Below are 22,634 nucleotides of genomic sequence, written 5' to 3'. Positions count from 1 at the left end.
CGGGAATTAAAACTGAAATATTCATTTGAACTTCCTTTACTCAAATTTGTTCAATCTAAGATATAACTTTTTACTTCCATCCAATGTAAAACACATGCTAAACAAAACACAATCAACTAACAAACGGTCATTTAAACATTAATTACGTATATTTGCAGTGAACTAGATTAATAGCATATGGTACAAATATCAATTCTAAACATATGCAATCATGAAAATCAAAACTAACCCTCACCACCTTTACTCCATATTGTTTGGCGTAATTATGACATTAGGCATTTATAGCTGCCAAGTAGAACCTTTAAATTCAGGAGAGAATTCTGTAATTGAAACAGATTCTTCTGCAAAACCACCATCCCCAGCTACTTTTGACCTCTCTTGTATTACCGCTGAAACCCAAGTGGAATTATTAGCAGGACAAAATATACCTGTAGGAACTGTAACTGTAGCAATAGAAGGCAGCAATTACATCATAACCTATTTAATCACCAATTCCAAGTATTGTATTACAGCAACCCATCTGTCTGTGGTTAACAGTCCTCTAGATTTCCCTGTGAATACGCCAGGAAATCCACAGGTAGGACACTTTGAAGAAAATGACAAATGGGACTGTATTGATGAAGTATCCTACACTGTTCCCATTTCAAAAGGGCCTTACATTGCAGCTCATGCTGTAGTACACTGTATCACAGATGTAACCAATGACCTATATCCTAATACCTTACCTGCTCAAGTGTCTTTATGTGTAACTGAAAAAGGGCTTGATGCCATAGATAGCTATTTCAACATTGAAATCGATCCCGAAAATTCCCTAACTGGAGCGTTCGATGCTTGGTGCGCCGATCAAGACACTTCCCTTGAGAGTGGAGATTGCTTTACAGCAGATGTCTATTCATCATACGAAACTCTACCAGAAGGCAAATTTGAGCATCCAGAAAATTTTGGGGCCGTAAACTGGCTTATGAATCAAAGTTTTATTGGAACGGACTCAGGTGGATATGGATTATATACATTTGGAGATCTTCAAATAGCCATTTGGATGCTTATTGATGACAGCATATGCAGCGAATGCCTCTACACAGGGCCTTACTCTCCTACCAGAGTAGATGACCTTGTAAGTATGGCTTTAGAACATACAGATTGTGTTCCTGTGTGCGGAGAAGATGTTGTTATAATTCTCATTCCTGAGGATGAAGGTGTTCAATCTATATTCATTACAATTCCTGTACCTTGTGATTGTGAAGAAACTGCTTGGGGAGATGGTTGTGAATTCCCAGGAAACCAATGGGCGACATATTTCCAATATCCAATTCCAGACTAATTATAATTTTTAAAATAAATTAAAAAAATCCAGTTCTATTTGAGCTGGATTTTTTTAATAACTCCCCTACCAACACCCTTATCTCGAACAAAAGAACCCTAAAATTTCAGCAATTATGAGTATATTTCGGGCCAAAATAATTCAAAATGAAAATGCTACGAACAAGCTCTTTAATTCTACTACTTCTATCATGTCATTTTTTACTCTTTAGTCAGGATAAAGACAAAACCCCAACTTGGGATGTCATCAATCCACAAGGAGATTTTGACTATCAAACCCATCATTTTTCTACTGATGAAGGGACTTGGATGAATCTAGATATAAGCCCCGACGGTCAATTTATTGTTTTTGATATGTTGGGCGATATCTACAAAATAAAAAGTACTGGAGGAAAAGCCTCTTGTTTGAGAGAAGGTATTGCCTTTGAGGTGCAACCTCGTTTTAGTCCTGATGGAAAACATATTTCTTTCACCAGTGACGCCGGCGGTGGTGACAACATTTGGATGATGGATGCCGATGGTAAAAATGCCAAGGCCATCACCAAAGAGGATTTTAGACTTTTAAACAATGCTATTTGGACTCCAGACGGACAATACATTATTGCAAGGAAACATTTTACTTCAGAGCGATCGGCTGGTGCGGGTGAAATGTGGATGTACCACAAAACCGGAGGTAGTGGTATCCAACTTACCAAACGCAAAAACGACCAACAGGATGTCAACGAACCAAGTATCTCTCCTGACGGTAAATACCTTTATTATAGTGAGGATATGTACCCTGGAGGGTATTTTCAATACAACAAAGATCCGAACAGCCAAATTTATGTGATCAACAGATACGATATGGCTACGGGGGAAATCACTAGAATCAGCGGAGGCCCTGGAGGTGCTGCCCGTCCTCAAATTTCCAGAGATGGAAAAAAACTCGCTTTTGTTAAGCGTATAAGAGAAAAATCGGTGCTGTATATCCATGATTTGGAAACTAGTCAAGAGTGGCCACTTTATGACAAGTTGAATAAAGATCAACAGGAAGCTTGGGCCATTTTTGGAGTATACCCAAACTTCAACTGGATGCCAAACAATGAAGAGATTGTGTTTTGGGCTGGTGGTAAGATCAATAAAATCAACATCAACTCTTTAGAGGTTACGAATATTCCATTTCAAGTAGATGCCAACATTAAAATTGCCAAAGCTGTTGAATTTGACAATCCTGTGGCTCCCGACACCTTTGATGCTAAAGTTATTAGACATGCAGTAACGTCTCCTGACGGAAAAACACTTGTGTTTAGTGCCGTTGGTCATTTATGGTCGCAAAAACTTCCAAATGGTACTCCAAAACGTCTTACCTCTAACACCGATTTTGAATTTGAACCAAGCTTTTCTCCTGACGGGAAAAATATTGTTTACGTCACTTGGAACGATGAAAACTTGGGTGCTATCTATAAAATCCCTGCTTCTGGAGGGACTCCAGTAAAATTGACTTCTGAAAAAGGCATCTACAGAAATCCTTCTTATTCTCATAACAGCAACCAAATTGTTTATTTAAAAGAAGCCGGTAACAGTGATCAAGGTCATGCTTATGACAACAACCATGGAATTTATGTAATGAATGCGGATGGTAGTAATTCCAAATTTGTAACCAAAGAAGGTGATTTTCCAATCTTCAATAATGAGGACACAAAAATCATTTACCAAACGGGAGGCAAATTCTTTGGAGAACTTACCAAGGAATTGAAAATTGCCAATCTTAATGGTAATGACGATCAAGTATTAGTAAAATCTAAGCACGGCAACAGATTAGTTCCTAGCCCTGATGGTAATTGGATTGCTTTTATTCATCTGCATAAAGTATATATGGCACCAATGCCTCATGCCGGTCAGACTTTGGATATCACAGATACGACTAAATTCGTGCCTGTAACCCAACTTTCCAAAGATGCCGGACTCAACCTTCACTGGTCTTCTGACAGCAAAAAATTACACTGGACTTTAGGGAACACCTATTACACGGCAAACATTTCAGAAGACACCAAATTGGTTGAAGATGGCATTACCATCAATTTAAAAGTGAAAACTGATAAGCCTGAAGGACGCATTGCTTTAAAAGGAGCAAGAATTATTACCATGGAAGGTGATGAAGTGATTGAAAACGGAACCATCATTATCAATGAAAACAGAATTGAATCTTTGGGCAGCGCTTCCGATGTTAAAATCCCATCCAATGCGAAAGTATATGATGTCACTGGAAAAACCATTATGCCCGGGATTGTAGATGTACATGCTCACGTCGGTGGGTTTAGAGATGGTTTGCCTACTCAAAAACACTGGCAATTCTACGCTAATCTAGCTTTTGGTGTCACTACTGCTCATGATCCATCGGCTAATTCTGAAACGATTTTCACCCTATCCGAGTTACAAAAAAGTGGCGATATGGTTGGACCAAGGTTGTTTTCTACAGGGTTCATTCTTTATGGTGCCGATGGCGACTTTAAAGCTGTTATCAACGGACTTGAAGATGCCCGTTCTTCCATTAGACGTACCAAAGCATTTGGAGCACTTTCTGTAAAAAGTTACAACCAACCTAGACGTGACCAACGTCAACAAGTATTACAAGCCGCTCGCGAAGAAGGTATTTTTGTAGTACCTGAAGGAGGTTCCAATTTCTTCCACAATATGTCTATGATTATGGACGGTCATACAGGAATTGAGCACAACATTCCTGTGGCTCCTGTTTATAAGGATATTGTTGAATTATGGAGCAATAGTAATGTTGGCTACACCCCTACTCTTATTGTGAATTATGGCGGTTTGAATGGCGAATACTTTTGGTACCAAAAAACCAATGTTTGGGAAAATGAAAAACTATTGAAATATACTCCAAGAGGTATTATCGATGCTCGTTCAAGGCACAGAACGATGGTTCCAGATGGCGAATATGAAAATGGTCACATTTTGGTATCGCAAACCTGTAAAAAGCTATCTGATGCTGGTGTAAAAGTGAATTTGGGTGCTCATGGTCAGTTACAAGGCCTGGGAGCACACTGGGAATTGTGGATGTTGCAACAAGGAGGCATGACTAACCACGAAGCCCTAAAAGCAGCTACCATCAATGGTGCGGATTATATTGGGATGGCCAAGGACATTGGTTCTTTAAAGGAAGGTAAACTGGCCGACCTTATTGTAATGGATAAAAACCCATTGGAAGACATTCAAAATTCTGAAAGCATCATTTACACTATGGTGAATGGAAGACTTTATGATACCGAAACCATGAACGAAATTGGCAACAATCCTAAAGAACGCACAAAGTTCTATTGGGAAAACAGCAAATACAACCAAGCGTTCCCGTGGCATGAAGAAACCCAGAGTTTTACAACACCATCCTGTAGTTGCCATATTGGAGTTGCCCACTAAATGATATATTAACATTAATTTCAGAGCCTTTTGACTTGAGAGTCTTAGCTTTGGAAAAAATTTGCCTATGAATTTATCTCAAATCAAATTGGTGGTCACCGATATGGATGGTACACTGCTCAATTCCAAAGGGGAAGTGAGCAGTAATTTTTATAAATTATTCAACGAACTTAAAACCAATAATGTCCATTTTATAGCGGCTAGTGGACGTCAATATTTCAGTATCCTTGACAAACTGGGTTCTATAAAAGACGAGATTACCATTATTGCTGAAAATGGCGGTCTTACCAAACAAGGCGACAAGCAATTGCACGCCAATTATTTCCCAATGGAAGATATCAATCGCCTGATTCCTATTTTGAGAGACATTGAAGATTCCTATATAGTATTATGTGGAGAACGTTCGGCGTACATTGAAAGTACAGATGATGGTTTCATCAATATGTTTAAGGAATATTACACCGAATTTAAACAGGTTGAGGACTTGACCCAAGTTAGCGATGACAATTTCTTAAAGATCGCCGTTTACAGCTTCGGAGGTTCTGAGCAAAATATCTATCCTCACGTAAAGCATTACGAAGACCATATACAAGTGAAAGTCTCTGGATCTAATTGGTTGGATCTTTCGCATATGAATACCAATAAAGGCTATGCTTTACAACAAGTTCAGGATTTATTGGGAGTTTCAAAGGAAGAAACTATGGTTTTTGGTGACTACAACAACGATTTGGAAATGATGGCACAAGCAGCCTATAGTTATGCCATGAGCAATGCCCACCCAAATGTGAAAGAAGTAGCACGCTACCAAACCAAAAGCAATGACGAAGAAGGTGTAGAAGTTATTTTGGAACAACTTATCAAAGACAAGCAATCAATTGCCAAAGGCCGTTAATACCAGACGTCTTCCAGAAGCATGATTGCGATGTTCACATAAATAAATACCTTGCCAAATTCCTAAATTCAATTGTCCTTGAGTAATCGGAATTTGAACAGAGGTCCCCATTAAAGAGGCCTTGATGTGTGCAGGCATATCATCAGGGCCTTCATAAGTGTGGCGGTAATATGGTTGATTTTCGGGCACCATTTTATTGATATGACTTTCAAAATCGTCCCGTACTGTTGGATCAGCATTTTCATTAATGGTCAAACTCGCCGAAGTGTGTTTGATAAACACATGAAACAACCCCACATTTATATTTTGAATTTCTGAAAACTGACTGAGTATCTCTTGGGTCACCAAATGAAAACCTCTTGACTTGGCCGAAAGCCGAATTTCTTTCTGAAAACTTTTCATGGTTATTTTAGGTCTTCTGCTTTTTCTTCTTGGCTGCAGGGAACAACACGTTGTTCAATATTAATCGGTAACCAGGAGAGGTAGGATGCAAATCCAATTCCGTTTTGGGGTCTCCTACCCTATGTGTGTAATCTTCCGGATCGTGCCCTCCATAAAAAGTAAAGAACCCTTTTCCTTTTATTCCGTGAATATACTTCGCCTCACCATTGGTTTTGTTTTCTCCCATGATGAGCACATTCGACTTTATTTCATCGCGAGTAAAGGCTGTAGTTTGCCCCATAAAGCCTTTCACCAAAGCGGTATGATTTTGACAAAGCATGGTTGGCACAGGATCCCATTTAGCTGAAAAATCCATTAGGGTAAAATAATCGGTTGTTTTTGGAATGCGACGCTTTTGGGTCATGTCTATCGATGAGAATTCATAAACATTAGGATTACGCTCCAATAAAAAGTCCTTAAAAGCAAATGTTTTGCTGAAATCAATTTTATTCTGATAAGCAGGATCACTACCATCGCCATCAAACATTGGCTCACAAATATCCACACCTTCGGCACTTAATGCAATATCAAAACTATCGGTAGCACTGCACATGGCAAACATAAAACCACCTCCAACTACATAATCCCGAATCTTAAGCGCCACAGCCAATTTGGCTTCAGATACTTTATCATACCCCAATTTTGCAGCCAATTCTTCCGCTGCTTTTTTCTCTTCAATATACCATGCCGCCGATTTGAATGATCGATAGAATTTACCAAATTGCCCCGTAAAATCTTCATGGTGCAAATGCAACCAATCGTATAACAACAAGGCATCATTGAGCACTTCTTCATCATAAATAGTATCATAGGGAATTTCTGCATAAGTCAACACCATAGTTACGGCATCGTCCCAAGGTTGCTTTCCGTAGGGTGTATATACGGCAATTTTAGGCGCCTTTTCCAAGACCACTGCCTCCATATTTTGAGAAGGACTGCTAATAAATTCTAAGATTTCTTCGGCTTTGGAATTGGATAAAACTTCAAAACTCACCCCTCTAATCTGGCACTCTCGTTGGATTTCCTCTGCATCAGGCAACAAAAAAGAGCCTCCACGGTAGTTCAGCAACCACTTTACCTTAAGCTGCTTTTCCAATGTCCAATAGGTAATGCCATAAGCCTTCAGATGGTTTTGCTGCCCTTCGGCATCCATAGGAACCAAAATGTAAGAGGCAAAACCAGCATTTGCACATAAAACCAAAAATACCACTAAGGCGATTATCTTCTTCATAGTGGAAAGATACTTAAAAATTAGCCTTTCATAAAAAGCTTTAAGGAAATATTAAGCCAACAAACTGTGTCCTGTCGCCTAGGTTGTCCCCGAAAGTAGATTGGCAATACGCTTGGTATTTGGGAACTGTTCCAAGATAATTTTCATGAAAACAGTTATAGGAATGGCCATAATCAAGCCTGGAATTCCCCAGATGTACCCCCAAAGCATTAGCATTACCAATACCGTAATAATATTGATGGAAAAGGATTTCCCCATAAAAATAGGCTCCATAATGGCACCGAACAATACCTGAACTCCAGTTATGGATAATACAAAAAAGAACAAAGTGCTGCTTGGCTCCAATTCAACAAAGGCGAAAATTGCCAATGAAATCACGGCAATAAAGGACCCAACCATTTGCACGAAGTTAATAGCAAAGGCAAATAAACCCCAGAATATAGGGAAACTTACATCAAAAACTACACAGGCCAAGCCAGTTCCAATTCCTGTAAGCAAGCTTACCAAAAACTTCACCTTGATAAATTTTATCAAGTCCTTTTCAATTTTGATAAATGTCTTTACCGATGTGTGGCGCTGTTTTAGAATGGTGGTATTCAACAGTTGGTGCATATTGATGGATTCTGCCAACCACAATACCACAAAAAAAGCGGTCATCAATATAGAAGTAGCTAATTTTCTAATAAAATCGAAGGTAGTTCCCAAATTCTCTTTTTGCAGAAATTGGGCTAGGACGTTTTCATTTTCTTTGAATTCTACACCAAAAGTTGTGGTGAGATAGCTTTTTAGGTTGAGAAGTTTTACTTCAGCCTTATCAAAAAACTCACTTTTGGTGGCCATAATTTGCTGACTGGACAATTTTACCAACTCTACACCTACCCATAATCCTAAAACAATCAACAAAATCACAATGACAATACTTGCCATTTTAGGAATGTTTCGTTTTCCCAACCAACGCATTAATGGCAAAAACAAAAGGGCTATAAACATTGAAAACACCAATGGAATAAAGATAAACGACAAGGTTTTCAATAAATAAAACACTAATGGAATTACTATAATTAGCAATAACATGTTGGTGGTACGGGTTTGATTGATCATGCTGGCAATTTTTCTTTTTAATGAGCGCAAAGTTACATCAAATTGTTTGGATTGCCTTTAAAATAGTAGCTCCAACAAAGGTTAAAATTGTACTACTCACAAGACTTTGATGAAATTAATCTCCTAAATTTTTCCCATAAAAAAACAGGAACCTTAGCTCCTGTTTCTTCACATCTTCAAAATGAGTAAAAACTCTATCAATTAATTAAAAAGGCACATCGTTGTCGTCCGGTAGTTCCGGCGCTCCAAAGGCATCATGTGCCGATGGTGTAAAGTTACTTGGGCTAAAGTTATCATCTCCCCCATCATTCATTTTACTATGGAATTCCCCAAATGGTGTATCAAATTCATCCAGGTTGTCAAATTTACCTAAGTGTCCAAGGAACTTCAGACGGATATTTTCCAAACCACCATTCCTGTGTTTTGCTATGATAAACTCCCCTTGTCCTTCGGTTGGTGAACGCTCTTCATCATCCCACTCTTCAATTTTATAGTATTCCGGTCTATAGATAAATGCTACGATATCCGCATCCTGCTCGATCGCTCCAGATTCACGAAGATCCGATAGTAACGGACGCTTACTTCCTCCACGGGTCTCAACCGCACGCGACAGCTGCGACAGTGCGATTACAGGAACGTTCAATTCCTTTGCCAAGGCCTTAAGGTTACGCGAAATCATCGAGATTTCCTGCTCACGGTTTCCACCTCCCTTTTGGCTTCCTCCAGCTGTCATCAACTGAAGGTAATCGATCATGATCATTTTAATGCCGTATTGGGATGCCAAACGTCTGGCTTTTGCTCGCAAATCGAAAATGGAAAGCGATGGTGTATCATCTATGTATAGTGGCGCTTGTTCCAAAGACTTCACTTTTACGTTCAATTGTTCCCATTCGTGCTTCTCCAATTTACCCGTTCTCAATTTCTCCGAAGACAATCCAGTTTCACTCGAAATCAAACGCGTAATCAACTGCACGGAGGACATCTCCAAAGAGAAGAAGGCAACGGGCATATTCCCATCTACAGCAATGTTTCTTGCCATTGTCAAGGTTAAGGCCGTTTTACCCATACCAGGACGTGCTGCCACAATAATCAAATCGGAAGGCTGCCATCCAGAGGTCAGTTTATCCAACTTTGTAAATCCTGTTGGAATACCACTCAACCCTTCCCTGTTGGAAATCTCTTCAATTTTTTTCTTCGCCTGGATTACCAAACTTTGGGCAGACTCAGTGGACTTTTTAACGTTCCCTTGAGTTACCTCATAAAGTTTTGCTTCGGCATGGTCCAAGAGGTCGAATACATCCTTTGTTTCATCGTAGGCTTCTTCAATAATTTCGTTTGAAATTTTAATCAAACTACGTTGAATGAATTTCTGAAGGATGATACGCGCATGGAATTCGATATGCGCCGAAGACGACACCCTTTGGGTCAAGGAAATTAAATAAAAGTCACCACCTATCAACTCAAGCTTCCCGTCTTTCTTTAACTGTGTTGACACCGTTAAAAGGTCAATTGGCTCACTGTTTTCAAATAGTTTGAAAATAGATTCAAAAATATGCTTGTGAGCTTCCTTGTAAAAAGCATCGGGGCTAAGGATGTCGATAACTTCGTCGACACCTTTCTTATCTATCATCATGGCTCCGAGTACGACCTCTTCCAAATCTGTGGCTTGAGGTGGGATTTTTCCCTTTTCTAGGCTAATTAATGTACTCTTATCGACTCTGTATCCTTGTATTGGGCTTGGTTGTTTCATATATCACGAATGTAAATAAAATGATATGAAAGATTAAAAAAAATGGCGATATCAATCTTAACAATCCATTAACAATCTAACTGTTAATAAGTTAAAAAAATTGTTAATAGTGCCAAAAAAAACTGAAGTTATCCACTTCAGTTTTTAATTAAAGCTTTAAAAATGAGTTATTTACCCTTTAAACACACCCATATTGATGTATTTGTCCATACGCTCATTTACCAAATCTTTTGGTGATAAGTTTTTGAGCTCGTCGTAATTTTTCTCAATGGCATTTTTAACCGCCAAAAAGGCTCCTTCACGATCGGTATGGGCACCTCCAAGAGGCTCTTTTATAATATCGTCTACCAATTTTTGTTTCTTCATATCTGGAGCGGTAAGCTTTAATGCTTCAGCCGCCTGCTCCTTGTATTCCCAGCTTCTCCATAAGATAGAAGAACAAGATTCTGGAGAGATTACCGAATACCATGTGTTTTCCAACATCAATACACGGTCTCCTACACCAATACCCAACGCTCCTCCCGAAGCACCTTCACCAATAATAACGGTGATGATTGGCACTTGAAGTCTGGTCATTTCAAAAATATTTCTTGCAATGGCTTCACCTTGTCCACGCTCTTCGGCTTCCAATCCTGGATAAGCACCTGGCGTATCTACAAAGGTGACTACAGGAATACCAAATTTCTCAGCAGACTTCATTAAACGCAAAGCCTTACGGTATCCTTCTGGATTGGACATTCCAAAATTACGGTACTGTCTTGTTTTGGTATTGTACCCTTTTTGCTGTCCTACGAACATATAAGTTTGATCGCCAATTTTACCCAATCCACCAATCATGGCCTTATCGTCCTTTACATTTCTATCACCGTGAAGCTCTAAAAACGTGTCCCCGCAAAGGGCTTTGATATAATCTAGGGTATAAGGTCTGTCTGGGTGACGGGACAACTGTACACGTTGCCAAGGCGTCAAGTGTTTATAGATATCTTTTTTAGTCTCTTCTAATTTCTTTTCAATCTTCTTACAGGTCTCACTAACATCCACTTCGCTCTCCTCGCCTATAAGTTGACATTTTTGCAGTTGGTCTTGAAGTTCTTTAATTGGAAGTTCAAATTCTAAATATTCCATTGAAACTTAAGTTTAATTTTAGTTAGCGTACAAACCTACATAATTTTTCGTTTTTAACTCATGAAAAAATGCGAAATGTAGCTTCGTGTCTTATGACGGCGCAAAATTAAATATATTGAAGAAGAATAGAAAAACTTTAACGGGTTTTACCAATTAATTAGCGTTTTATTTTGTTTGCTTTGCGCTGTTTTAAAATGGCTTCCAAGATTAAGGTCCCCAACACTAAAAATACGCCGTAATAAAAATTGGCTCCCATGATTTCTGTTTCAGGAAATAAAAGAATCGCCAAAACAATACCGTAAACAGGCTCTAGATTATAGGATAGAATTACGGTATAAGGACTAATATACTTCATCACTTTTACCGCTTCAATAAAAGCGTAAGCAGAACAAATTGATCCGAGAATAAATAGGTAAAGAAAGTCCATCCATGAAATTTGAAAGAATTGGGCATTAAAGCCTCCCTTAAACAACATGAAGACACTTAAAAACAATACACCACTTATAAACTCATAAAATGAAATGATGGTTGCATCGTATTGCTTGATATAAACCCCGTTCAACACTGAAAAAAGTGATGATAATAAAGCCGAAATAACTCCCAATATCATTCCGTTGATATAATGAAGTTCACCTCTCGAGATTAAAAACACGCCTAAAACAACTATTAATCCAAAGATAATTTCATACCAAACAATGCGTCTTTTATAAATAATTGGCTCAATAAAAGAGGCAAAAAAAGCGCCGGTAGAAAACATGGCCAAGGTAATGGACACATTGGATTGGTTGATGGCTTCAAAAAAGGTAATCCAATGCAGGGCGATAATAATTCCGGCCAGTACAAATTGGAGTAGGACTTTTGGCCTAAGTCGCATCCCCAGCTTTTTGTACTTCATATATCCAAATATCAAAATACTGGCAATGACCATACGGTACCATACCAAGTCCATGGCACCTACCGAAATTAATTCTCCAAGAATAGCGGTAAATCCTGCAATAAAAACCAAAAAGTGTAACTGCAGATAGTGTTTTAGCTTAGCGTTTGGCATTGTACAGAAGGTATAGCGCTAACATACCAAAGATTACATTTGGAAACCATACGGCCACCAATGGCGGAAAGTCCGATTGCTCTGCCATGACCCCAAATACCTTATCGAAAAACACATAAACCATGGCAATGGAAATTCCAAAGGCCAAATTGACTCCCATTCCTCCCCTACGCTTGATAGAAGACACCGACACTGCAATAATGGTAAGAATGAATACAGAAACTGGCAAACTCCACTTTTTGTACTGCACCACTTCGTAACGCCCAATATTGGAAGACCCTCTTTTTTTCTCCTTTTCGATAAATCGGGTCAACTCTCCATATAATAAGGTCTCGGCCATATAATTGGCGGGGGTAAGATCATCCAAATCGAACTTAAAAAGGGTATCATATCTTCGGATGCTTTCCAAGACTTCGTCATTTTCATCAAAAGTCCGTTTCACAAAATTGGTCAGCTTATAAGTAGTGTCTTGCTCTACATAAGTGATGTTGTCAGCAAATATTTTATACTCCAACTTATTGCCATCGTAATGTTCCAAAGTGAATTTGTTCCCTCGTTTCATTTTAGGGTCAAAACGGCTTACATAAATAATATCATGGTCATTGATCTGACGATAGATATCCTGCGTTTCGATAACATTACTGTTCTTTTTTAAATATTTATAACGGAACTCATTGTATCCCTTACTAGCCAAAGGCGCTAAGTAAAGCCCTAGCAGCAATGCAAAAGCAGCAACAATACTTGCTCCAATCATATAAGGCCTCAGGAATCTAGAAAAAGACACTCCGGAACTCAAAAAAGCGACAATCTCCGTATTGTTTGCCAATTTGGAGGTAAACCAAATCACCGACAAGAACAAAAACAAGGGAAAAAGCAGGTTAGCGAAATAAACAGTAAAATCCAGATAGTACTGTGCCACGGCAGGAAACGGTACTTCGTTCTCTAAAATCTTTCCGATTTTCTCTGCTAAGTTTACTGTAATTCCAATAGGGATAAACAGTAATAACATCATTAAAAATGTAAACAAATACCGTTTAAGTATGTACCAATCCAGTATTTTCATAGGCTTATAAGCGCTTGTCCATTTGTTTAACCATCATATCTTTCCAGGTTCTAAAATCTCCCGCTAATATATGTTTTCTTGCTTCTCTAACCAACCATAAATAGAACCCTAGATTATGGATTGTTGCAATTTGTTTTCCTAAGAGCTCATTTACAGTGAACAAGTGACGCAAATAAGCCTTACTATATTCGGTATCTACAAAAGTGATGCCCATTTCATCAATTGGCGAAAAGTCATCTTCCCACTTTTTGTTTTTAATGTTGATGGTTCCGTGGGCGGTAAACAACATTCCGTTACGGGCATTTCTAGTAGGCATTACACAGTCAAACATATCAATACCTAACGCAATATTTTCCAAAATATTGATAGGTGTCCCAACTCCCATTAAATAACGAGGTTTATCCTCAGGTAAAATGGCTGTTACCACATCGGTCATGGCATACATTTCCTCTGCCGGCTCACCTACAGACAATCCTCCAATGGCATTTCCAACAGCGCCTGCATTGGCAATATATTCAGCAGATTGCTTTCTTAGATCTTTATAGGTACTCCCCTGAACAATTGGGAAAAACGCCTGACTATAATCGTATTTAAACGGTACTTTTTCCAAATGATTGATACATCTATCCAACCACCGGTGGGTCATGTGCATGGAACGCTTAGCGTAGTTATAATCGCATGGGTACGGCGTACATTCATCAAAAGCCATGATGATATCTGCCCCAATACTTCTTTGGATTTCCATTACATTTTCCGGAGTAAACGTATGGTAACTACCATCGATATGCGACTTGAACTTCACCCCTTCTTCCTTGATTTTTCTATTCCCAGAAAGCGAATACACTTGATACCCCCCAGAATCGGTCAAAATATTTCTGTCCCAATTCATGAACTTGTGCAATCCTCCTGCCTTTTCCAAAATGGAAGTTTGTGGTCGCAAATACAGGTGATAGGTATTTCCTAATATGATATCAGGGTTGATTTCATCTTTCAATTCGCGTTGGTGTACTCCTTTTACCGAGGCCACTGTTCCAACGGGCATAAAAATGGGAGTTTCAATAGTACCGTGATCGGTGGTAATTACCCCTGCTCTAGCACTACTTTGTGGGTCTTTCGCTTTTAAGTCAAATTTCATCTTTCTGCGTATAATTTTAACCAGCCCAAAACCGTATCCAAATCCCAAATAGAATCCGTAACTATCAAGTTTTCAAGACTAAAAAAATGTATCAATCCGCAAAGATAATTAACTAAACACGATCTCTCCTGATATTTAAAAATAAACTTTAAAAACTATGTTGAAAATGAGGCTAAAATACCTCTGAAATCGTTTTGTTTACGCCCTATAAAGCCTTATTTTAGCGCCTTTAAAAAATACGTTTTAAAGATGCCAAACACACAGCAATTAGAAGACTTAGTAATTCAAGTGCGTAGAGATATTCTACGTATGGTACACAAGGTAAACTCAGGTCACCCTGGGGGGTCTTTGGGATGTACCGAATTTATGGTAGCATTATACAATGAGATCATGGATAGAAAGGAAGGTTTTGATATGGACGGAATAGGTGAAGACCTTTTCTTCTTGTCAAACGGACACATTTCACCTGTATTTTACAGTGTACTTGCCAGGGCAGGATACTTCCCTGTAGAGGAGTTAAGCACATTCCGATTAATTGATTCCCGCTTACAGGGACACCCAACTACACACGAAGGGTTACCAGGTGTAAGAATTGCTTCTGGATCGTTGGGTCAAGGTATGTCTGTAGCACTTGGTGCTGCACAAGCCAAAAAAATGAATAACGACGCTCACTTAGTGTACAGTTTGCATGGAGACGGAGAGCTTCAAGAAGGTCAAAACTGGGAAGCTATCATGTATGCCTCTGCTAAAAAAGTAGACAACATTATTGCTACAGTAGACTTGAACGGTCAACAAATTGACGGTGCAACAGACGAGGTATTGCCAATGGGTAACATCCGTGAAAAGTTTGAAGCATTTGGTTGGACTGTTGTTGAAATTGAAGAAGGAAATAACGTAGAAGCCATCATCAAAGGAATGGCTGAAGCCAAATCAAAAACAGGTCAAGGAAAACCAGTTTGTGTTTTGTTAAAAACCATTATGGGTAACGGTGTTGACTTTATGATGTACACTCACGAATGGCATGGTAAAGCTCCAAATGACGCACAATTGGAGAGTGGATTAAGCCAAAACCCTGAAACCTTAGGAGATTACTAATAACAACGCAACACAAAATGAAAACATATACATATACAGAAAAGAAAGATACTAGAAGTGGATTTGGGGATGGTTTAACCGAACTTGGACGTACCAATCCTGATGTTGTAGCGCTTTGTGCCGATTTGACTCCATCTTTGAAAATGGGTGATTTCATCAAGGAAAATCCAGAGCGTTTTTTCCAAATTGGAATTGCTGAAGCCAACATGATGGGTATTGCTGCAGGTTTGACAATTGGAGGAAAAATTCCTTTCACAGGAACTTTCGCCAATTTCTCAACAGGTCGTGTTTATGACCAAATCCGTCAGTCTATTGCCTATTCAGGTAAAAACGTAAAAATCTGTGCTTCTCACGCCGGTTTAACTTTAGGTGAAGATGGTGCAACCCACCAAATACTTGAAGATATCGGGTTAATGAAAATGCTTCCTGGAATGACGGTGATCAATCCTTGTGATTACAACCAAACCAAAGCTGCTACAATCGCTATCGCAGAACATGAAGGTCCAGTTTACTTACGTTTCGGACGTCCATCTGTGCCAATCTTTACGCCTGCCGATCAAAAATTTGAAATCGGGAAAGCGATTCAGTTAACCGAAGGAACAGATGTTACCATCGTAGCAACTGGTCACTTGGTATGGGAAGCTTTGGAAGCATCGAAAGCATTGTACGAGCAAGGTATTTCTGCAGAGGTTATCAACATCCACACCATCAAACCATTGGATGAGAAAGCTATTTTGGATTCTGTTGCTAAGACAGGTTGTATTGTAACTGCTGAAGAGCACAATTACCTTGGTGGTCTTGGAGAAAGTGTTGCTAGAGTTTTGGCAACAAACAATCCAACGCCTCAAGAATTTGTAGCGACTCAAGATACTTTTGGTGAATCTGGAACTCCAGCTCAATTGATGGACAAGTACGGATTGAACGCTGAAGCTATCGTGAAGGCTGCCCAAACTGTAATGAAAAGAAAATAATAACTGTTTCCTGACGTTTTAGACGGTATAACCCAAATCTAAAACAAAGTATTTATGAAAACGTTACAGGATCTTTTCAAACCCAGAAATAAGAATTACGGCAAAGCCTTTGGCCTACTGTGTGTCATCATACTCACAACAGCCCTTAACCATAAAGCTCAAGCACAGGATTTAATTGGTTATGGACTAAAAGGAGGATTGAATTACAGTACCAATGGTGAATATTTTGAAGCTGCGTCGGTGAGTTATAAATCTCCCGATAGAAATATCGGGTTCCATTTTGGGCTCTTCGGAAAAATAGGTGGTCGTTTGTATTTTAGACCGGAATTGGTGTATACCAATACCAAAAGTGAATACGACAACGACGACCTTAAAGTTCAAAAACTGGATGCCCCAATGCTTTTAGGGTTTAGAGTTGTTGGTCCATTGCATGTTTTTGCAGGACCGTCTTTTCAATATATTTTAAAGACTGAATTTGGTGATAACACAATTGACCAAATTGAAAACGACTTTACAACCGGACTAAATTTTGGTGTGGGTGTCACTATTGATAAGTTGAGTATTGATTTAAGGTACGAAAGAGGTTTCAATTCCAACGAAGCCAAATTTCTGAACAATGACCTTAGCATTTTACAAGACCGTATCGATACACGTCCTGACCAATTCATCTTAAGTTTGGCATTGTTTCTATAATACGCCGTAACCAACATTATAAAAAAAGCCCCGAGTAATCTCGGGGCTTTTTTAATTTATAAAGGTTTTGTTATTTAAGTCTTCCCACCAATTCTTCTAGGAATATGGTTTGCTGTTCTCCAGTAGCCATGTTTTTTAAGGTAAAGGTGTTTGAATTCAATTCAGACTCCCCTACCATCACAACAAACGGCACTTCCCGTTTATTGGCAAAGTTCATTTGTTTTTTCATTTTAGCGGCATCCGGATACATTTCTGCGGCTATTCCTTGCTTACGAAGTTCCTTAATAGCCTTTAAACAACCTAAGGCTTCTGCTTCACCAAAATTGATAAACAAAACTTTTATGTTTTCGGTAATGGTTGGAGGGAACAAATCCAATTCTTCCAAAACCAAATAGATTCTGTCCAATCCAAAACTAATTCCAACACCACTTACATCTTTCAACCCAAAAATTCCGGTTAGGTCATCATAGCGACCTCCACCACCAATAGAGCCCATAGCAACGCCTTTTGGCGCAGACACTTCAAAAATAGCCCCGGTATAGTAATTTAAACCTCTAGCCAAAGTCACATCCAATTGCAACTTGGCGGTTTGCAATCCTAATTCGGTAATGGCATTGTCAATGAACTGTAATTCTTCGATGCCTTTTTTACCATCTTCCGAAGTATTTAAGATCTCACCTAGGACAGCCACCTGCTCTTCAAAAGTTCCAGAAAGTGAAAACAAGGGTTGCAATTTGTCAATCCCCTCTTGCGGAATCCCTTTACCCAACATTTCTTCCTTAACTTTCTCCTCACCTATTTTATCAAGCTTGTCCAAGGCCACTGTAAAATCGATCAATTTATCATGTGCCCCGATCACTTCGGCAATACCCGATAATATTTTTCGGTTGTTGATTTTTATGGTCACATCTTTCAACTTCAAAGCTGTAAATACAGCATCGTACAACTGTACAAACTCCACTTCCTGCCATAGGGATTTAGATCCCACTACATCCGCATCACATTGATAAAATTCTCTAAAACGTCCCTTCTGCGGTCTATCTGCTCTCCAAACCGGTTGGATCTGGTAACGCTTAAACGGAAATTCAATTTCGTTTTGGTGCTGTACCACATATCTGGCAAATGGCACCGTTAAGTCATAACGGAGGGCCTTTTCAGAAATTTTGGAGGTCATTTTTTGGGAATCCTTTTCAGCATATAATGCATCGTCTACCTTTCCTAAAAAATCCCCAGAATTCAAAATCTTAAAAATAAGGCGGTCACCTTCATCACCATATTTCCCCATTAAGGTTTCCGAATTCTCAAAACTTGGCGTTTCTATAGGTTGAAACCCGAAGGCTTCAAATTTCGCTTTAATCGTATTGAAAATATAATTTCGCTTTGCCACCTCCATGGGGCCAAAATCTCTCGTACCTTTTGGTATTCCTGGTTTTTTTGCCATATCTAACGTTATTGAACCACAAAAATATTATAATTTTTACTGGCAGTCATAAGTTATTTCGATTTTATAGTAACTTTATTGGGTATTTAAAGTCTTATAGAAAAAGACACCAATTATAGAATTCCTTTTGAATGTTTTCACTGGCTAAAGAAAATTTTAAAATCGCCCTAGACTCCGTAAAAAGTCAAGTATTACGAACTGTTTTAACTGTTTTGATCATTGCCATTGGCATTACGGCCTTGGTGGGTATTTTGAGCGCTGTTTCCAATTTGGAACACACCATTTCAAGCGACTTTTCTTCTATGGGAGCCAATACTTTCAACATCCAACGCTATAAGTTTACTGTGGAACGCCACGGGAGAAGGGAACGTCCCAAAAACAACCCAATCATTACCTATCGAAATGCCAAGGATTTTGAAGACCAATACAATTATCCCTATACCCAAACTTCTATTTCGTTTTACGGGACTGCTTCCGCGGAAGTAAAGTATGAAAACAAAAAAACCGATCCCGAAGTTGCCGTAATTGGGGCCAATGAGCAGTTTATCCAAAATTCGGGACTTGAAATTGAAGACGGTAGAGACTTCAACTTTTTTGACATTGAAAACAATAATGGTGTCTGCGTAATAGGAAGCGACCTTAAAAAAGCACTGTTGGACAACATTAATCCCATCAATCAAGTGTTAAGTGTCCGCGGGGCAAAGTTTAAGGTAATTGGGGTGTTGAAATCTAAGGGGTCCACCTTTGGAAACAACCAGGATCTTAGGATGATCATTCCGCTGCAAAAAGCCAGAAGTATGTTTACCAATGCTGACATCAATTATAGCATAAGTGTAAAAACCGATAAAAATGACATGCTTGAAGGCGCACAGGACCATGCCGTAAGTACCTTTAGAAATATTAGAAAACTTAACCCTGTTGAAGAAGACAACTTTGCTATTGAACGTAGCGACGACCTTTTGAACCGAATTGGTTCCATGACCACTTACCTCTACATTGCTGCTTGGGTGATTAGCATCATTACCATCATTGGCTCATCCATAGCTTTAATGAACATCTTGTTTGTTTCGGTTACGGAACGCACCCGTGAAATAGGGGTTAGAAAAGCCTTGGGAGCAAAGCGAAAAACCATTGCTTTTCAGTTTTTTATGGAAGCCATTCTTATTGGGCAAATGGGTGGAATTGTAGGTATTATACTAGGGAGTATTATCGGGTTTGCCTTTGCAAAGATAGCCGACTTCGATTTTGTCATTCCATGGCTGGCCATGTTCTCGGCTTTTACCATTGCCTTTGTTGTGGCTATTGTGGCAGGATTGCTTCCCGCCATCAAAGCCGCCAAATTAGATCCTATTGAATCCTTAAGATACGAGTAGCCTATTAATTGATAAGCTTATCAAAATAGGTATAAAGTTCACCTTTGGTGATTACCCCTCCTTGCTGGATGAGCTTAAACTTATCTAAAGCCTTATCTTCAGTATACTCTTTTTTTGCATTTAAGAACTCTACGTCCTCATCCATCAGGTTTTCACGCAACCAATTAAAGCCATCCCTTGATGTTAAATCAATGGCATTTTTAAGATGAATGGCAATAAGCTGCATGTGTTCTTCGGTGAAATAGAACAAGTGTATTTGTTGGGGCGAAATATGTTCTAAATAATCTACCTTTCCCAAAACACCTTCCCAAACCAAATCACTGAACACATCAAGCTCCTGTTCCGCTACTTCGGGTTTGTTGGCTTTGATATCTGCCCATTCATCTGCCGTAATGGATTGCGTTGCCAAAAAATTGATAAACTCTTTGTGCAATTCTTCAAATTGCTCTTTGGTAAGCCTAGAATATTTCATGTGTAAATTTTATATAATTAAAAAGCCTCAATCCAAAGGGTTGAGGCTCTTTTGTAATATGATGTTGCGAATTATGCTTCAGCAATAACTTCAAATGGTAAAGCAACAGTCACTTCACGGTGCAATCTTACAACTGCCTCGTATTTTCCTAATCTCTTAACAGAACCACCAATTACATTGATGAATTTCTTCTCGATAGTGTGACCTTCCTTTTGTAAAGCATCAGCCAAATCAATGCTGGTTACAGAACCAAACAATTTATCTCCAGCACCAGCCTTAGAAGCGATCTTGATTTCCAAAGCTTTCAAAGCCTCAGCAATTTTAGTAGCCTCGTCAACAATTTTCTTTTCTTTAAAAGCTCTTTGCTTTAAAGTCTCTGCCAATACTTTTTTAGCAGAAGCTGTAGCCATTACAGCAAATCCTTGAGGAATCAAAAAGTTTCTACCATAACCGTTCTTAACTGTTACAATATCGTCTTTAAATCCTAAATTTTCAACGTCTTGTCTTAATATAAGTTCCATAGTTATTGGTATTTTATTTTAATAAATCTGCTACATATGGCATCAACGCAAGGTGACGCGCTCTCTTTACAGCTACAGATACTTTTCTTTGGTATTTCAAAGAAGTTCCTGTTAAACGTCTTGGTAACAATTTACCTTGCTCGTTTACAAACTTCAATAAGAAATCTGGATCTTTGTAATCAACATACTTGATTCCAGACTTTTTAAAACGACAATATTTCTTCGTTTTGCTAGTATCGATGTTTAATGGAGTAAGATATCTGATCTCTCCATCTTTCTTTCCTTTTGCTTGTTGTTCGATTGAAGACATAATTTACGCTTTTTGTTTGTTTCTAGTTCTTCTCTTTTCAGCCCAAGCAATTGCATGCTTGTCCAATTTCACGGTCAAGTAACGCATAAAACGCTCGTCACGTCTGAACTCCAATTCTAGCGGAGAAATAACCTCACCATCTACAGTGTACTCAAATAAGTGATAAAAACCACTTTTTTTGTTTTGGATTGGATACGCCAATTTTTTAAGCCCCCAATCTTCTTTGGCTATCATCTTTGCCCCTCTAGAAACAAGAAAATCTTCGTATTTCTCTACTGTTTCCTTTACCTGAGTCTCAGATAAAACGGGATTTAAGATGAAAACAGTTTCATAATGATTCATATAAAAATGTATTTATAATTAAAAATGGGTGCAAAAATAACCATTATTTCCAACACTAACAACATTTTTCCAATTAAAAAACGAGACTTTACGCCTCAATAAATTTTTGTTAAAAATAACGTTTTACCGATGTTTTTTGGTTTTTATCCGAATTTTTTGTACTATTGTCGATATCTTAACCTAAAACACAACAATGTTATGACTTTAAACTGTGTAGTAGTTGATGATTCAGCAATCCAGCGCTTATCCATCGTAAAGTTAATAGAGAACCACCCTTCTCTTAATTTAATTGCTGAATACAGCAGTGCTTTGGAAACCAAAAATGGTTTAAACACGCACAAAGTCGATTTAATCTTTTTAGACATCGAAATGCCCGTTTTGAATGGGTTTGAGTTATTGGACGTATTAAATAATAAGCCCCAAATTATTTTTGTGACCGGTAAAACCGAGTATGCCTTTAAAGCATTTAATTACGACGCTACCGACTACCTTCAAAAACCAATCACAAGAGAACGCTTTAATATTTCAGTAGACAAGGCCATTGAACAGCACAAGCTTAAAATGGACTTTAACGAAACTGATGGCGAGCACATCTTTGTAAAGAGCAACCTTAAAAAACGTAAAGTATATATTAAGGACATAAAATGGATTGAAGCTCTTGGTGACTACGTAAAATTGGTAACCGAGGAAAACAGCCTTGTAGTACTTTCTACAATGAAAGCTTTTGAAAAAGAACTTCCAGAAGGCAAGTTTTTAAGAATCCACAAATCATATATCGTTAACCTTGACAAGGTAGACAGATTTAATAGTAAAAATGTAGAAGTTGGTGCTTACGAGATTCCGTTAAGTAGAAACAAAAAGACCCAACTAGTAGACGCCTTAAATAATATTTAATA

At 38.6% G+C, this 22,634-nt stretch carries 21 protein-coding genes; 8 read left to right on the top strand and 13 right to left on the bottom strand.

From position 1 onward, the window contains the following. The first annotated feature begins 211 nt into the window (after positions 1 to 211). The 3 genes from AC6I5C_RS11070 to AC6I5C_RS11060 all read left to right on the top strand — a co-directional run bounded on the left by AC6I5C_RS11070 (position 212) and on the right by AC6I5C_RS11060 (position 5,626). Positions 212 to 1,321, top strand: coding sequence for a hypothetical protein (locus tag AC6I5C_RS11070; RefSeq protein WP_497905200.1), 1,110 nt, complete (start codon positions 212 to 214; stop codon positions 1,319 to 1,321). Positions 1,322 to 1,473: 152 nt separating this feature from the next. Further along, positions 1,474 to 4,734 (top strand): amidohydrolase family protein, encoded by a 3,261-nt coding sequence (locus tag AC6I5C_RS11065; protein WP_497905209.1) that lies wholly within the window; start codon positions 1,474 to 1,476, stop codon positions 4,732 to 4,734. A 67-nt stretch (positions 4,735 to 4,801) separates the two neighbouring features. Continuing rightward, complete coding sequence (locus tag AC6I5C_RS11060) at positions 4,802 to 5,626, top strand: HAD family hydrolase (protein WP_497905199.1); 825 nt, start codon at positions 4,802 to 4,804, stop codon at positions 5,624 to 5,626. On the opposite strand, the gene AC6I5C_RS11055 is transcribed toward AC6I5C_RS11060, so the two are convergent. The 8 genes from AC6I5C_RS11055 to tgt form a co-directional block, all read right to left on the bottom strand. Further along, positions 5,606 to 6,028, bottom strand: coding sequence for a secondary thiamine-phosphate synthase enzyme YjbQ (locus tag AC6I5C_RS11055; RefSeq protein WP_497905198.1), 423 nt, complete (start codon positions 6,026 to 6,028; stop codon positions 5,606 to 5,608). The genes AC6I5C_RS11060 and AC6I5C_RS11055 overlap by 21 nt on opposite strands. 7 nt (positions 6,029 to 6,035) lie before the next feature. After that, positions 6,036 to 7,298, bottom strand: a complete 1,263-nt coding sequence (locus AC6I5C_RS11050) for an asparagine synthetase B (protein WP_497905197.1) — start codon at positions 7,296 to 7,298, stop codon at positions 6,036 to 6,038. 78 nt (positions 7,299 to 7,376) lie between these two features. Next, positions 7,377 to 8,399 carry an AI-2E family transporter gene (locus AC6I5C_RS11045; protein WP_497905196.1) on the bottom strand — a complete coding sequence of 341 codons (1,023 nt, stop codon included), beginning with the start codon at positions 8,397 to 8,399 and terminating at the stop codon, positions 7,377 to 7,379. Positions 8,400 to 8,604: 205 nt separating this feature from the next. Then, entirely contained in the window at positions 8,605 to 10,149 is a 1,545-nt protein-coding gene (gene dnaB / locus AC6I5C_RS11040; protein WP_053975394.1) for a replicative DNA helicase, read from the bottom strand. Positions 10,150 to 10,320: 171 nt separating this feature from the next. Beyond that, a complete protein-coding gene (locus AC6I5C_RS11035) occupies positions 10,321 to 11,274 on the bottom strand; it encodes an acetyl-CoA carboxylase carboxyltransferase subunit alpha (protein WP_053975395.1) in 954 nt (317 codons plus the stop codon). Positions 11,275 to 11,431: 157 nt separating this feature from the next. After that, positions 11,432 to 12,322, bottom strand: coding sequence for a DMT family transporter (locus tag AC6I5C_RS11030; RefSeq protein ID WP_053975396.1), 891 nt, complete (start codon positions 12,320 to 12,322; stop codon positions 11,432 to 11,434). Next, positions 12,309 to 13,385: an LptF/LptG family permease gene (locus AC6I5C_RS11025; RefSeq protein ID WP_497905195.1), complete on the bottom strand. Its 1,077-nt coding sequence runs from the start codon at positions 13,383 to 13,385 to the stop codon at positions 12,309 to 12,311. Before AC6I5C_RS11025 ends, AC6I5C_RS11030 begins: the two co-directional genes overlap by 14 nt. Positions 13,386 to 13,389: 4 nt before the next feature. Continuing rightward, positions 13,390 to 14,520 carry a tRNA guanosine(34) transglycosylase Tgt gene (gene tgt, locus AC6I5C_RS11020; RefSeq protein ID WP_076661911.1) on the bottom strand — a complete coding sequence of 377 codons (1,131 nt, stop codon included), beginning with the start codon at positions 14,518 to 14,520 and terminating at the stop codon, positions 13,390 to 13,392. Between the two features lie 249 nt (positions 14,521 to 14,769). Between tgt and AC6I5C_RS11015 the strand changes: the two genes are divergently transcribed. Genes AC6I5C_RS11015 through AC6I5C_RS11005 form a run of 3 tightly spaced genes read left to right on the top strand, consistent with a single transcriptional unit; the run spans position 14,770 to position 17,279 of the window. Further along, on the top strand, positions 14,770 to 15,615 hold the full coding sequence (locus AC6I5C_RS11015) for a transketolase (RefSeq protein ID WP_053975399.1): 846 nt from the start codon (positions 14,770 to 14,772) through the stop codon (positions 15,613 to 15,615). Between the two features lie 17 nt (positions 15,616 to 15,632). Then, on the top strand, positions 15,633 to 16,586 hold the full coding sequence (locus AC6I5C_RS11010) for a transketolase family protein (protein WP_076661913.1): 954 nt from the start codon (positions 15,633 to 15,635) through the stop codon (positions 16,584 to 16,586). 54 nt (positions 16,587 to 16,640) lie between these two features. Beyond that, on the top strand, positions 16,641 to 17,279 hold the full coding sequence (locus tag AC6I5C_RS11005; RefSeq protein WP_082331881.1) for an outer membrane beta-barrel protein: 639 nt from the start codon (positions 16,641 to 16,643) through the stop codon (positions 17,277 to 17,279). A 70-nt stretch (positions 17,280 to 17,349) separates the two neighbouring features. Here the strand turns inward: AC6I5C_RS11005 and hisS are convergent, their stop codons facing one another. Next, positions 17,350 to 18,720 (bottom strand): histidine--tRNA ligase, encoded by a 1,371-nt coding sequence (gene hisS / locus AC6I5C_RS11000; protein WP_497905194.1) that lies wholly within the window; start codon positions 18,718 to 18,720, stop codon positions 17,350 to 17,352. Between the two features lie 131 nt (positions 18,721 to 18,851). Between hisS and AC6I5C_RS10995 the strand changes: the two genes are divergently transcribed. Next, on the top strand, positions 18,852 to 20,093 hold the full coding sequence (locus AC6I5C_RS10995) for an ABC transporter permease (protein WP_497905193.1): 1,242 nt from the start codon (positions 18,852 to 18,854) through the stop codon (positions 20,091 to 20,093). A gap of 4 nt (positions 20,094 to 20,097) precedes the next feature. Here AC6I5C_RS10995 and AC6I5C_RS10990 read toward each other — a convergent pair whose 3' ends face one another. The 4 genes from AC6I5C_RS10990 to rpsF form a co-directional block, all read right to left on the bottom strand. Further along, positions 20,098 to 20,565, bottom strand: coding sequence for a DUF6495 family protein (locus tag AC6I5C_RS10990; protein ID WP_053975403.1), 468 nt, complete (start codon positions 20,563 to 20,565; stop codon positions 20,098 to 20,100). A 71-nt stretch (positions 20,566 to 20,636) separates the two neighbouring features. Next, a complete protein-coding gene (gene rplI / locus AC6I5C_RS10985; protein ID WP_053975404.1) occupies positions 20,637 to 21,086 on the bottom strand; it encodes a 50S ribosomal protein L9 in 450 nt (149 codons plus the stop codon). 13 nt (positions 21,087 to 21,099) lie between these two features. After that, positions 21,100 to 21,396, bottom strand: coding sequence for a 30S ribosomal protein S18 (gene rpsR / locus AC6I5C_RS10980; protein ID WP_053975405.1), 297 nt, complete (start codon positions 21,394 to 21,396; stop codon positions 21,100 to 21,102). 3 nt (positions 21,397 to 21,399) lie between these two features. Continuing rightward, on the bottom strand, positions 21,400 to 21,738 hold the full coding sequence (gene rpsF, locus AC6I5C_RS10975) for a 30S ribosomal protein S6 (protein WP_053975406.1): 339 nt from the start codon (positions 21,736 to 21,738) through the stop codon (positions 21,400 to 21,402). 198 nt (positions 21,739 to 21,936) lie between these two features. Between rpsF and AC6I5C_RS10970 the strand changes: the two genes are divergently transcribed. Continuing rightward, the gene (locus AC6I5C_RS10970) at positions 21,937 to 22,632 is read left to right on the top strand and encodes a LytR/AlgR family response regulator transcription factor (RefSeq protein WP_053976999.1); all 696 of its coding nucleotides are present in this window, start codon (positions 21,937 to 21,939) and stop codon (positions 22,630 to 22,632) included. Positions 22,633 to 22,634: the final 2 nt, after the last annotated feature.

The sequence above is a fragment of the Mangrovimonas sp. sgz306409 genome, from assembly GCF_059735265.1.
The sequence above is the reverse complement of the archived record's forward strand: the minus strand, read 5'-3'. Positions and strand labels throughout refer to the sequence as shown.

Coding starts and splice junctions, on each gene's coding strand:
- AC6I5C_RS11070 (WP_497905200.1), top strand. CDS start 212: ATGAAAATCAAAACTAACCCTCACCACCTTTACTCCATATTGTTTGGC.
- AC6I5C_RS11065 (WP_497905209.1), top strand. CDS start 1,474: ATGCTACGAACAAGCTCTTTAATTCTACTACTTCTATCATGTCATTTT.
- AC6I5C_RS11060 (WP_497905199.1), top strand. CDS start 4,802: ATGAATTTATCTCAAATCAAATTGGTGGTCACCGATATGGATGGTACA.
- AC6I5C_RS11055 (WP_497905198.1), bottom strand. CDS start 6,028: ATGAAAAGTTTTCAGAAAGAAATTCGGCTTTCGGCCAAGTCAAGAGGT.
- AC6I5C_RS11050 (WP_497905197.1), bottom strand. CDS start 7,298: ATGAAGAAGATAATCGCCTTAGTGGTATTTTTGGTTTTATGTGCAAAT.
- AC6I5C_RS11045 (WP_497905196.1), bottom strand. CDS start 8,399: ATGATCAATCAAACCCGTACCACCAACATGTTATTGCTAATTATAGTA.
- dnaB (WP_053975394.1), bottom strand. CDS start 10,149: ATGAAACAACCAAGCCCAATACAAGGATACAGAGTCGATAAGAGTACA.
- AC6I5C_RS11035 (WP_053975395.1), bottom strand. CDS start 11,274: ATGGAATATTTAGAATTTGAACTTCCAATTAAAGAACTTCAAGACCAA.
- AC6I5C_RS11030 (WP_053975396.1), bottom strand. CDS start 12,322: ATGCCAAACGCTAAGCTAAAACACTATCTGCAGTTACACTTTTTGGTT.
- AC6I5C_RS11025 (WP_497905195.1), bottom strand. CDS start 13,385: ATGAAAATACTGGATTGGTACATACTTAAACGGTATTTGTTTACATTT.
- tgt (WP_076661911.1), bottom strand. CDS start 14,520: ATGAAATTTGACTTAAAAGCGAAAGACCCACAAAGTAGTGCTAGAGCA.
- AC6I5C_RS11015 (WP_053975399.1), top strand. CDS start 14,770: ATGCCAAACACACAGCAATTAGAAGACTTAGTAATTCAAGTGCGTAGA.
- AC6I5C_RS11010 (WP_076661913.1), top strand. CDS start 15,633: ATGAAAACATATACATATACAGAAAAGAAAGATACTAGAAGTGGATTT.
- AC6I5C_RS11005 (WP_082331881.1), top strand. CDS start 16,641: ATGAAAACGTTACAGGATCTTTTCAAACCCAGAAATAAGAATTACGGC.
- hisS (WP_497905194.1), bottom strand. CDS start 18,720: ATGGCAAAAAAACCAGGAATACCAAAAGGTACGAGAGATTTTGGCCCC.
- AC6I5C_RS10995 (WP_497905193.1), top strand. CDS start 18,852: ATGTTTTCACTGGCTAAAGAAAATTTTAAAATCGCCCTAGACTCCGTA.
- AC6I5C_RS10990 (WP_053975403.1), bottom strand. CDS start 20,565: ATGAAATATTCTAGGCTTACCAAAGAGCAATTTGAAGAATTGCACAAA.
- rplI (WP_053975404.1), bottom strand. CDS start 21,086: ATGGAACTTATATTAAGACAAGACGTTGAAAATTTAGGATTTAAAGAC.
- rpsR (WP_053975405.1), bottom strand. CDS start 21,396: ATGTCTTCAATCGAACAACAAGCAAAAGGAAAGAAAGATGGAGAGATC.
- rpsF (WP_053975406.1), bottom strand. CDS start 21,738: ATGAATCATTATGAAACTGTTTTCATCTTAAATCCCGTTTTATCTGAG.
- AC6I5C_RS10970 (WP_053976999.1), top strand. CDS start 21,937: ATGACTTTAAACTGTGTAGTAGTTGATGATTCAGCAATCCAGCGCTTA.